The 11216-nt window shown below is 69.7% G+C and carries 8 protein-coding genes; 7 read left to right on the top strand and 1 reads right to left on the bottom strand.

Features of this window, described 5'->3' with window-relative positions; all coding sequences use genetic code 11:
• Window positions 1-34: 34 nt before the first annotated feature.
• The 7 genes from HHL11_RS29105 to HHL11_RS29135 all read left to right on the top strand — a co-directional run bounded on the left by HHL11_RS29105 (window position 35) and on the right by HHL11_RS29135 (window position 10330).
• Window positions 35-2593 carry an excinuclease ABC subunit UvrA gene (locus tag HHL11_RS29105; protein ID WP_169422101.1) on the top strand — a complete coding sequence of 853 codons (2559 nt, stop codon included), beginning with the start codon at window positions 35-37 and terminating at the stop codon, window positions 2591-2593.
• A 30-nt stretch (window positions 2594-2623) separates the two neighbouring features.
• Entirely contained in the window at window positions 2624-3550 is a 927-nt protein-coding gene (locus tag HHL11_RS29110) for an adenylate/guanylate cyclase domain-containing protein (RefSeq protein WP_169422102.1), read from the top strand.
• 114 nt (window positions 3551-3664) lie between these two features.
• Window positions 3665-5281 carry an acyl-CoA carboxylase subunit beta gene (locus tag HHL11_RS29115; protein WP_169422103.1) on the top strand — a complete coding sequence of 539 codons (1617 nt, stop codon included), beginning with the start codon at window positions 3665-3667 and terminating at the stop codon, window positions 5279-5281.
• 15 nt (window positions 5282-5296) lie between these two features.
• The gene (locus HHL11_RS29120; RefSeq protein WP_169422104.1) at window positions 5297-6478 is read left to right on the top strand and encodes an acyl-CoA dehydrogenase family protein; all 1182 of its coding nucleotides are present in this window, start codon (window positions 5297-5299) and stop codon (window positions 6476-6478) included.
• Window positions 6479-6480: 2 nt separating this feature from the next.
• Complete coding sequence (locus HHL11_RS29125; RefSeq protein WP_169422318.1) at window positions 6481-8334, top strand: ATP-binding protein; 1854 nt, start codon at window positions 6481-6483, stop codon at window positions 8332-8334.
• Window positions 8331-8804: a thioesterase family protein gene (locus tag HHL11_RS29130; RefSeq protein WP_169422105.1), complete on the top strand. Its 474-nt coding sequence runs from the start codon at window positions 8331-8333 to the stop codon at window positions 8802-8804. Before HHL11_RS29125 ends, HHL11_RS29130 begins: the two co-directional genes overlap by 4 nt.
• Entirely contained in the window at window positions 8804-10330 is a 1527-nt protein-coding gene (locus HHL11_RS29135; protein ID WP_169422106.1) for a carbamoyltransferase C-terminal domain-containing protein, read from the top strand. The genes HHL11_RS29130 and HHL11_RS29135 overlap by 1 nt, the downstream gene beginning before the upstream one ends.
• A gap of 10 nt (window positions 10331-10340) precedes the next feature.
• On the opposite strand, the gene HHL11_RS29140 is transcribed toward HHL11_RS29135, so the two are convergent.
• Window positions 10341-10862: a 2OG-Fe(II) oxygenase gene (locus tag HHL11_RS29140; RefSeq protein ID WP_169422107.1), complete on the bottom strand. Its 522-nt coding sequence runs from the start codon at window positions 10860-10862 to the stop codon at window positions 10341-10343.
• Between the last annotated feature and the right edge of the window lie 354 nt (window positions 10863-11216).

An 11216-nucleotide genomic window follows, 5' to 3' on the forward strand; every position in this document is an offset into this window, starting at 1 on the left:
CCTGCCGCGCGCATGCCTCTACAGTTGCGGCAGCATGGGAAAAGAACGACCGACGAACGGCGCGCCGGCGCAGCAGCCGCCCGCGCGTGAGCGTGGTTTCGTGCGGGTGCGCGGCGCCCGCGAGCACAACCTGAAGGACGTCGACGTCGAGATCCCGCGCGAGGCGCTGGTGGTCTTCAGCGGCGTGTCGGGCTCGGGCAAGTCCTCGCTGGCCTTCGGCACCATCTACGCGGAGGCGCAGCGCCGCTACCTGGAATCGGTGTCGCCGTACGCGCGCCGCCTGATCGCGCAGGCGGGCGTGCCCGAGGTGGACGCCATCGAAGGCCTGCCGCCCGCGGTGGCCTTGCAGCAGCAGCGCGGCGTGGCCAGCGTGCGGTCCTCGGTGGGCAGCGTGACGACCTTGTCCAGCCTGCTGCGCATGCTGTATTCGCGCGCCGGGCATTACCCGCCGGGCCAGGCGATGCTGTACGCGGAGGACTTCTCGCCCAACACGCCCCAGGGCGCTTGCCCGCGCTGCCACGGCCAGGGCCGCATCTACGGCGCCACCGAAGCGTCGATGGTGCCGGACGATTCGCTCAGCATCCGCGAGCGCGCCATCGCGGCCTGGCCCCCGGCCTGGCACGGGCAGAACCTGCGCGACATCCTGGTGACGCTGGGCTACGACGTCGACAAGCCCTGGCGTTCGCTGCCGAAGAAGGACCGCGACTGGATCCTCTTCACCGACGAAGCGCCGAGCGTGCCCGTGTATCCCGGCTTCACGCCCAAGGAGACGAGGCAGGCGCTGCGGGCGAAGACCGAGCCCGCCTACATGGGCACCTTCACCAGCGCGCGCAACTACGTGATGCACACCTTCGCCACCAGCCAGAGCGCGATGATGCGCAAGCGCGTGGCGCAGTACATGGTCAGCACCGACTGCCCGGCGTGCCAGGGCAAGCGGCTGAAGCCGGAAGCGCTGGCCGTCACCTTCGCCGGCCGCGACATCGGCGAACTGGCGCACCTGCCGATCGAGCAGGTCGCGCAGGTGCTGCAGCCCGCCGCCGAAGGCAAGTTGCGTGAAGCGATGTCGCAGGAGAAGCGGCTGGCCGCGCAGCGCCTGGCGCACGACGCGCTGGCGCGCCTGCGGACCCTGCAGGAGCTGGGCCTGGGCTATCTCTCGATGGATCGCGGCACGCCGACCCTGTCGCCGGGCGAGCTGCAGCGCCTGCGGTTGGCCACGCAGCTCGGCTCGCAGCTGTTCGGCGTGATCTACGTGCTGGACGAACCCTCGGCCGGCCTGCATCCGGCCGACGGCGAAGCGCTGCTGGCGGCGCTGCAGCGGCTGAAATCGGCCGGCAATTCGGTCTACGTCGTCGAACACGACCTGTCCCTGATGCGAGCGGCGGACTGGCTGGTGGACGTGGGCCCGGAAGCTGGCGAACGCGGCGGCCGCGTCCTGTACAGCGGCCCGCCGGCCGGACTGGAACAGGTGGGCGAATCGCAGACGCGGCGCCACCTGTTCGGCGAAGTGGCTTTGCCCGAACGCGAACTGCGCTCGCCGCGTGGCTCGCTGCGGCTGGAAGGCATCACCCGCAACAACCTGCAGGGCCTGGACGTGGCAATCCCGGTCGGCTGTCTCACGGCCGTGACCGGCGTCTCCGGTTCCGGCAAGTCCACGCTGGTGAGCCGCGCGCTGCTGGAGTTGGTGGCGCAGCACCTGGGCAGCGAGCTGCCGGGCGAAGAGGAAGAGGCCGACGAGACCGTGGAACCCGATGCCAGCGACGGCAACTGGTCGGGGCGGCTGGCCGGCGACACGGGCGCGATCCGCCGGCTGGTGCAGGTGGACCAGAAGCCGATCGGCCGCACGCCGCGTTCCAACCTCGCCACCTACACCGGCCTGTTCGACGGCGTGCGCAAGCTGTTCGCCGCCACGCCGGCCGCGCGCAAGCGCCGCTACGACCCGGGCCGCTTCTCCTTCAACGTGCCCAAGGGCCGCTGCCCCAAGTGCGAGGGCGAAGGCTTCGTATCGGTGGAGCTGCTGTTCATGCCCAGCGTGTATGCGCCTTGCCCGGAATGCCATGGCGCGCGCTACAACCCGCAGACGCTGGAAGTGCGCTGGCAGGACAGGAACATCGCGGAAGTGCTGGGCATGACGGTGGAGGAGGCTGCGGCCTTCTTCGTGGACGAACCCGCGCTGCAGCGGCCGCTGCGCACCTTGCTGGACATCGGCCTGGGCTACCTGCGCCTGGGGCAACCGGCCACCGAGCTGTCCGGCGGCGAGGCGCAGCGCATCAAGCTCGCCACCGAGCTGCAGCGCACGCATCGCGGCGACACACTGTACGTGCTGGACGAGCCCACCACCGGCCTGCACGCGGCGGATGCCGACCGCTTGCTGGCGCAATTGCAGCGTTTGGCCGACGAAGGCAACACGGTGGTCGTCGTCGAGCACGAGATGCGCGTGGTGGCGCAGGCCGACTGGGTGATCGACATGGGGCCGGGCGCCGGCGGGCAGGGCGGGCGGGTCGTCGTTGCGGGCACGCCGCAGTCCGTGGCGCGCAACCGCGCCAGCCGCACGGCGCCCTACCTGGCGGCCTGCCTGCGCAGCCATTCGCGCTAAACTGGCCCGGCATAACAAGGCTCGGGAGCGATGACGGCCAAGACCACGGTGATGTTCGCGGACCTGACCGGCAGCACGTCGGTGTTCGAGGCCCTCGGCAACGAGGCCGCGACGCAGGCCATCACCGGCCTCACGCAGTGGATCGCGCAGGTGGTGACCGACCACGACGGCCGCGTCATCAAGATGCTGGGCGATGGCGTGCTTGGCCTGTTCCCCGATCCCGCCAGCGCCGTCCTCGCCGTCGTCGAAATGCAGCGCGAACATGCGCGCCGCGTCAGCGACGGCGGCGCCGCCGGCCGCATGCAGCTGCAGGTGGGCCTGGATTGCGGCGACATCGTCGAAGTGGATGGCGACTGCTACGGCGATGCGGTGAACGTGGCCGCGCGCCTGTCGGACCTGTCGGGCGCGCGCCAGATCTGGGCGACCGAGGAGGTCGTGCGGCAAGCGGGCACGCCGCCGCCGGGCGCGCGCTTCCACGCGCTGGGGCCGGTGGCGATCCGCGGCAAGGCGCAGGTGCGCAACCTGTTCCGCATCGAGTGGCAGGAGGACACCTCCACCGACATGATGACGCTGCCGGCCTTCGACCCCCGCAGCGGCATGATGGCCCGGCCGGCACCGGCGGGGCGCATCGAGCTGCGCTACCTGGACCAGGCGCAGGGCTTCAGCACGGCGGACCTGCCGATCCACATCGGCCGTTCGCGCGAAGCCGAATTCATCGTGATGGACCCGCGCGTGTCGCGGCTGCACGTGCGCATCGAATGGCGCAACAACAGCTTCGTGGCGGTGGACCTGAGCAGCTACGGCAGCTGCGTGCAGTTCCAGGGCGCGGACGCGGTGGTGCGCCTGCGGCGCGACGAATGCGTGCTGCATGGCGCGGGCGAGATCGCGCTGGGGCCGGAGCTGGGGGACTTCACCTTGCCGGCGGTGCAGTTCGAGCTGGTGCTGGGCAGCCGTTAGGCAAAGCCCGTACGCTCCCCGCATCCGACGCGATGCCGCCACGGGCGTCGTGTCCGTGCTTGTCGCACTTCGTTACCTCTGCTATGGTCCCGGCCCAATGGCACTGCAGGCGGAATGAACTTCGTTTCCAGCTGGAACCCGCAATCCGCCCCCGCGCAGCAGCGCGCCGAGGCGATGCGCGAGCGCGTCTCGCAACTGCGCGCGCTGGAGCAGCGCGCGGCCGGCAAATCCGCCGAAGCGCGCGCGGTGTTCGAAAAGCGTGGCCAGCTGCTGCCGCGCGAACGCGTCGCGCTGCTGCTCGACTCGGGCGCGCCCTTCCTCCCGCTCGCTGCGCTGGCGGGCTACCTGCAGGACAGCAAGGATGCGGCGGCCTCCGTGCCCGGCGGCGGCGTCATCGCCGGCATCGGCTTCGTCAGCGGCGTGCGCTGCATGGTGGTGGCCAGCGATTCCGGCATCGACGCCGGCGCCATCCAGCCCATGGGCCTGGACAAGATCCTGCGCGCGCAGGAACTGGCGCTGCAGAACAAGCTGCCCTTCCTGCACCTGGTGGAAAGCGCCGGCGCCAACCTGATGCGCTACCGGGTGGAAGGCTTCATCCACGGCGGCGCGCTGTTCCGCAACCTCGCGCGCCTGTCGGCGGCGGGCCTGCCGGTGGTCACCGTGCAGCATGGCTCGGGCACGGCCGGCGGCGCCTACATGCCGGGGCTGAGCGACATCGTCATCCTGGTGCGCGGGCGCTCGCGCGCCTTCCTGGCCGGCCCGCCGCTGCTGCTGGCGGCGACGGGCGAAGTGGCGACGGAGGAGGAGCTGGGCGGGGCGGAGATGCATGCGGCGGTCACGGGCTTGGGCGAGTTCCTGGCCGAGGATGATCGCGAAGCTCTCGGACTGGCTCGCCAACTCGTCGCGTCATTCCGGCGCAAGCCGCAATCCAAGGCATGGATGGCGGGTCAAGCCCGCAATGACAAGGAGACGGCCGAGGATTTGCTCTCGCTGATGCCGGCGAACCTGCGGGAACCGGTCGACATGCGCGAGGTCATGGTCCGCCTCGTCGACGACGAGCTCCTCGAGTTCAAGGCAGCGTACGGCTCGGCGACGGTCTGCGCCCAAGGCAGCATAGCCGGCCACGCCGTCGGCATCATCAGCAACAACGGCCCCATCGACGTTGCCGGCGCCAACAAGGCCACGCACTTCATCCAGTGGATGTGCCAGCTGGGCCACCCCATCGTCTACCTGCAGAACACCACCGGCTACATGGTGGGCAAGGACAGCGAGCAGGGCGGCATGATCAAGCATGGCAGCAAGATGATCCAGGCCGTGACCAACGCCACGGTGCCGCAGCTCACCATCCAGTGCGGCGCCTCCTTCGGCGCCGGCAACTACGGCATGTGCGGGCGCGGCTACGCGCCGCGCTTCCTTTTCAGCTGGCCCAGCGCGAAGACCGCGGTGATGGGCGGCGAGCAGGCGGCGCGCACCATGCAGATCGTCAGCGAAGCCGCACTGGCGCGCAAAGGCATCCAACCTGACCCCGCGCGATCGCAGGCCCAGTTCGACCAGATCGTCGCCATGTTCGAAGCGCAGGCTGACGCGTTCTACACGTCCGGCCTGCTGCTGGACGACGGCGTCATCGACCCCCGCGACACCCGCGCCGTGCTGGCCTTCTGCCTGGATACCATTGCGGAAGCGGATGCCACGACCCTGCGGCCCCTGCAGTTCGGCGTCGCGCGCATGTAAGCCAAGGAGACCGCCATGCAGTACACGCATGAACACCTCGAGCTGCAGAAGACGCTGAAGCGCTTCATCGCCGAGGAGATCAACCCGCACGTGGACGAATGGGAGGCGGCGGAGATCTTTCCCGCCCACCAGGTCTTCAAGCGCCTGGGCCAGCTCGGGCTGCTGGGCCTGACCAAGCCGGAAGAATACGGCGGCGCCGCCCTCGACTACTCGTACTCGATGGCGATGGCCGAAGCGCTGGGCGACATCGAGTGCGGCGGCGTGCCGATGGCGATCGGCGTGCAAACCGACATGGCCACGCCGGCGCTGGCGCGCTTCGGCAGCGACGAGCTGCGGCGCGAGTTCCTGGCGCCGGCGATCGCCGGCGACATGGTGGCCTGTGTCGGCGTCAGCGAGCCGGCGGCCGGCAGCGACGTGTCCGGCATCAAGAGCCGCGCGCGCAAGGACGGCGACGACTACGTCATCACCGGCCAGAAGATGTGGATCACCAACAGCCTGCAGGCCGACTGGATGTGCATGCTGGTGAACACGGGCGAAGGCCCCGTGCACCGAAACAAGAGCCTGGTGATCGTGCCGATGCGCGACGACAAGGGCAACTTGCGGCCCGGCATCGAGGTGGCGCGCAAGATCCGCAAGATCGGCATGATGAGCAGCGACACCGGGCTGATCTACTTCGACGAGGTGCGCGTGCCGCAGCGTTACCGCATCGGCGAGGAAGGCCAGGGCTTCATCTACCAGATGCAGCAGTTCCAGGAGGAGCGCCTGTGGGCCGCCGCGAACTGCCTGCTGTCGCTGTCCAACTGCATCCACTGGACCGTCGAATGGGCGCAGGAGCGCAAGCTGTTCGGCGCCACGCTGGCCGACCAGCAATGGGTGCAGTTCAAGCTGGCCGAACTGCAGACCGAGGTGGAGGCGCTGCGCGCGCTGACCTATCGCGCCTGCGACCTCTACGTGCAGGGGCAGGACGTGCTGCAGCTCGCGTCGATGGCCAAGCTGAAGGCCGGGCGCCTGAACCGCCTGGTGCCGGACACCTGCCTGCAGTTCTGGGGCGGCATGGGCTACACCTGGGAGAACAAGGTGGCGCGCATGTTCCGCGACGGCCGGCTCGCTTCCATCGGCGGCGGCGCCGACGAAGTGATGCTGGGCATCCTGGCCAAGACCATGGGCGTGGCCAAGCGTCCGCCCGCGCAGGGATGAAGATCCGCCGCCTGCTGATTGCGAATCGCGGCGAGATCGCCCGCCGCGTCCTCCGCACCGCGCATCGCCTGGACATCGCGACGGTCGCCGTGTATTCGGAGCCGGACGCGCAGGCGCTGCACGTGCGCGAAGCCGGGCGCGCCCATGCGCTGGGCGGCCAGGCTTCGTCGGACAGCTACCTGCGCATCGACAAGCTGGTGGCGGCGGCGCTGGTCACCGGTTGCGACGCAGTGCATCCGGGCTATGGTTTCCTCAGCGAGAACCCCGATTTCGCGCAGGCGGTGGAAGACGCCGGCCTCACCTGGGTCGGGCCGCCGGTGGGCGCGATGCGCGCGCTGGGCAGCAAGTCGCGCGCGAAGGAACTGGCGCAGGCGCGCGGCGTCCCGGTGTTGCCTGGCTACTGGGGCGAGGACCAGTCCGAGGCCCGGCTGCTGCTGGAGGCCGAAGGCATCGGCTTTCCGCTGATGGTGAAGGCCGCGGCCGGCGGCGGCGGCCGCGGCATGCGGCTCGTGCACGCCGCCGCGGAACTGCCGCAGGCCTTGCGCAGCGCGCGCTCGGAAGCGCAGGCCGCCTTCGGTTCCGGCGAGCTGCTGCTGGAACGCGCGCTGCTCGCGCCGCGCCACGTGGAGATCCAGGTGTTCTGCGATCGCCATGGCGGCGGCGTCCACCTGGGCGAGCGCGACTGCTCGGTGCAGCGGCGCCACCAGAAGATCATCGAGGAAAGCCCCAGCCCCGCGGTGGGCGAGGCGCTGCGCGAGCGCATGGGCGCGTGCGCGGTGGAACTGGCGCAGGCCGCGGGCTACGAAGGCGCGGGCACGGTCGAATTCCTGGTGGACAGCGACCAGTTCTACCTGATGGAGATGAACACGCGGCTGCAGGTGGAGCACCCGGTCACCGAGATGCTCACCGGCTTCGACCTGGTCGAATGGCAGCTGCGCATCGCCGGTGGCGAACGCCTGCTGCTGCGCCAGGGCGACCTGGAGCCGCAAGGGCATGCCATCGAGGTGCGGCTGTGCGCGGAGGACGACCACTTCCATCCGCAGCCCGGGACGGTGCGCCGCTTCCTGCCGCCGCCGCTGCATGGCGAGCGGCTGCGCTTCGACCATGCGATCCACGAAGGCCTGCAGGTCACGCCCTGGTACGACTCGCTGCTGGGCAAGCTGGTCGTCCATGCCGATACGCGCGAGCAGGCGATCGAGCGGCTGGCGGACGCCCTGGACGACTTGCAGCTGCTGGGCCTGCCCACCAATCGCCGGCTGCTCGCGGCCTGCCTGCGGCACCCGGTGTTCCAGGCGGGCGAGGCGCTGATTCCCTTCCTGGCCGAACATGGCGACGAAATCCGCCGCCAGCTGGAAGAAGAGGAGTTCGTGCTGGCGCCCGAAGCGGCCTTCTCCGCGCTGCTGCCGCAAGGCTCGGCGCCGGCGCTGGCCAGCCCCTTCGAGCGGCCGCTGCGCGTGCGCCATCGCGGCGTGGTGCTCGACGTGCCGCTGCGCGAAGCCGAAGGCGTGAGCCCCGCGCAGGCCGTCGTCGTGGCGCTGCCGCAGGGCGGCTGGCACGTGCAGGTGGGGTCGGTGGACCTGTTCATCGAGGATGCGTCCTTCGCGCCGCCGGCCGGCGCAGGTGCGGGCACGGGCGCGAGCGAATTGCGTGCGCCCTTCAACGGCAAGGTGATCGAGGTGCGGGCCGAAGCCGGCCGCGCGGTGAAGAAGGGGGAGACGCTGTTGGTGATCGAATCGATGAAGCTGGAGCACGCCGTGGCCGCGCCGCGCGATGCGCTGGTGCGGGCGGTGCACGTGGAGGCGGGGCAGCAGGTGGCGCCCGCGCGCGTGCTGCTCATTTTCGAGGCTGCGCCATGAAGGCCGTGCCGGAAGAATTCGAGGATGAGTTCATCCGCGGGCTCAAGGAGATCTTCGAGCACCGGATCCTGTTCAACCAGGTGCTGGGGCTGCAGATCGAGAGCCTGCGGCCGGAGAAAGTGGTGGGCCGCATCGCCATGAAGAACGAGCTGGTCGGCCACTACCTCCACAACCGCCTGCATGGCGGCGTGATCAGCGCCGGCCTGGACGCCATGGGCGGGCTGGCGGTGATGGCCGCGATCGGCGCGCGCCATATGGACGAATCGCCCGAGCAGCGCCTGCACCGCTTCGGCAAGCTGGGCACCATCGACCTGCGCATCGACTACCTGCGGCCCGGCATCGGCGAACACTTCCAGCTCGAAGCCGAGGTCCTGCGCCTGGGTTCGCGCGTGGCGAGCACCCGCATGGAGTTCCGCGGTGCCGAAGGCAAGCTGCTGGCGACGGGGGCGGGGGCGTACATCATCTCGTGATGAAACTCCTCGCCGTCGCCCTCCCGCACCACGACGCCAACTTCGCGTACTTCGACGGGCAGGCGATTCGCTACATCAAGCTGGAGCGCCTCCAGCAGGAGAAGCGATTCCACTTCGGATCGTTGGCCGACTGGAAGCCCGCAGCTGAGGAGTTGTGGGGAATCGACTGCGAAGCCATCGACGACTTCGTCTTCAGCTTCGATCCGGCTTCGCTGCCGCCCGCGCTACGCGGGCAAGTCCCACCCGAAGCGATGATGCGACTCATGTCGGGCGCGTCCGAGGCCGAGCCGCTCGCGCCCGCTGTCTGCGAATACCTGGGCGTGCCGCGCGGCTGGCTGGTCAGCCATCACTGGCTGCATGCGCTCAGCACCTGGATGCTGGAGCCGCGGCTGGCCGACGTGCGCATCGTCATCGATGGCGTCGGCGATGGCCGCGCCTGGAGCGTCTACCGGGGCGACCGGCCGGTGGCGATCGGCGACATCCGGCGCGGGTCCATCGGCTGGGGGATGCGAGAAGCAGGAAAATTGCTCGGGATCCGCGCCGGCCACTACAACGACATCGCCGGCAAGCTGATGGGCCTGCAGGCCCACGGGCGGGTGGACGCGGCCTTCCTGCAGCGGCTGCGCGCTTTCGGCATCGGCGACCTGCGCGAGCTGTGGTCGCCGCAGCATTGGGAGGCGCACCGCGGCGACCCGCTGGTGGCGCGTCTCGCGCTGCTCGATTGGGCGGCGACCGTGCATGCCCGCACCGGCGAGCTGCTGGTGGAATTCTTCCGCCAGCACGCGCAGCTGGACGACGTGGTCTCCTATTCCGGCGGCGTCGCCCAGAACGTGCTGTGGAACGCGATGCTGAAGCAGGCCTTCCCGCAGCTCGTGATTCCGCCGCATGCCTCCGACGAAGGCCTGGCGCTGGGCGGCATCGAATGGCTGCGGCGGCGCCACGGCCTGCCGCCGCTCGAGTGGCCCGGTTTTCCCTTTGCGCAGTCCGACACCGGCGTGGAGCCGCCTACGGGCCGCACCATCAACGTCGCGGCGCAGGTGCTGGCGCAGGGCGGGCTGGTGGGCTGGTACCAGGGACAGGGCGAGGTGGGGCCGCGCGCGCTGGGCAACCGCTCGATCCTGATGGATCCGCGCCTGCCGCAGGGCCATGCACTCCTGAACCGGATGAAGCAGCGCGAGCCCTACCGGCCTTTCGGCGCCTCGGTGCTGGCGGAACACCACGAACGCTATTTCGACGGCGTGCCGGACGCCTTCATGCTGCAGGCCTCGCGCGTGCGCGGCGCGGGGCTGCCGGCCATCACGCACGTCGATGGCAGTTCGCGGGTGCAGTCGGTGGGCCCGGAGCAGGGCGCTTTCCAGGCGCTGCTGGCGCGCTTCCAGCAGCTCACGGGCTGCCCGGTGCTGGCCAACACCAGCCTCAACGTGGCAGGGCGGCCGATCGCGGCGTCACCGGAAGATGCGCTGGAGCTGTTCCGCGGCAGCCCGCTGCAGGCGCTCGTTGTAGGTGATCAGGCTTACTTGAAATGACGCGGGGCCCTTACGGGGCGGCCGGTATCCGCAGCATGTTCACGTTCAACACCAAACGAAAGTCCGCATCCGTGCACGATGCCCCGGTGTGTCGCAAGGACGCATCGAAAAGCACCAGCCGGTTGGCGACGCTGGGCACGCGGGTGCCGTCCTCGAACACCGTATAGCCGTTGTTGGTGTTGAGATACAGGATGGCCGTGGTGGCGCCCGGGTGGCGCGTGTCCACGTGCATTCCGTACTCGATGTGGCTGTCCTGGCGGGGCGTGAGGTTCAGCTTGGCCTTGATCAAGGCCTGCGGCTGCAGCCGCGCCAGCACCGGGTCCAGCAACGGCAGGCAGGGCGAACGGTGGGAGAAGCCCGGCTTCTCCAGGTAGAAACCGTGAACGAATTGGCGGTTGTGTGACGCGGGCAACGCACGACCCGCAAGGATCTCGCTCGCTTCCCAGGGGAAGGAGCCGGCCAGCACCGCGGTCACCAGCGTCTTCAGCTGGAGCGGCTGCAGGAATTCGTCCACCACCTCCATGAGGGGCAACAGTATCGCCCAGGCGCAAGGGGGCGCCGCACTCTTTGTCCCAGGAAACGGAACGATGTCCGCAGTGCGCTGGAAATGCGCGTCAAGGGTGCGACTACCCTCTTTCAAGCGTAACAAAGCGCAGCTATAGTCGCCGCTCGCAAGAGTAGGAGGGGACCGCGCCATCGCGTCGGTTGTTGTCCCTTTCACTCACGCAACCGACGCACCCCCAATGACAAGAACGAACGGGCCCCCCGTCCGCGCTGCTCGCCCCCTGTCCGTCGCCCACGCGCGTGCGTTCGCACGCGTGTGGGCGCTCGCATGCGCGCGCCGCCGTTCCCCCTTGTCCCTCTCTCGCCTCACAAGGTCCTGCCC

Source organism: Ramlibacter agri (genome assembly GCF_012927085.1).
GTDB classification, from domain to species: Bacteria; Pseudomonadota; Gammaproteobacteria; order Burkholderiales; family Burkholderiaceae_C; genus Ramlibacter; species Ramlibacter agri.

What these genes read in the sequence shown, in the direction of transcription:
- HHL11_RS29115 (WP_169422103.1), top strand. Translation starts at nt 3,665, where the DNA reads ATGAACTTCGTTTCCAGCTGGAACCCGCAATCCGCCCCCGCGCAGCAG.
- HHL11_RS29135 (WP_169422106.1), top strand. Translation starts at nt 8,804, where the DNA reads ATGAAACTCCTCGCCGTCGCCCTCCCGCACCACGACGCCAACTTCGCG.
- HHL11_RS29130 (WP_169422105.1), top strand. Translation starts at nt 8,331, where the DNA reads ATGAAGGCCGTGCCGGAAGAATTCGAGGATGAGTTCATCCGCGGGCTC.
- HHL11_RS29105 (WP_169422101.1), top strand. Translation starts at nt 35, where the DNA reads ATGGGAAAAGAACGACCGACGAACGGCGCGCCGGCGCAGCAGCCGCCC.
- HHL11_RS29110 (WP_169422102.1), top strand. Translation starts at nt 2,624, where the DNA reads ATGACGGCCAAGACCACGGTGATGTTCGCGGACCTGACCGGCAGCACG.
- HHL11_RS29120 (WP_169422104.1), top strand. Translation starts at nt 5,297, where the DNA reads ATGCAGTACACGCATGAACACCTCGAGCTGCAGAAGACGCTGAAGCGC.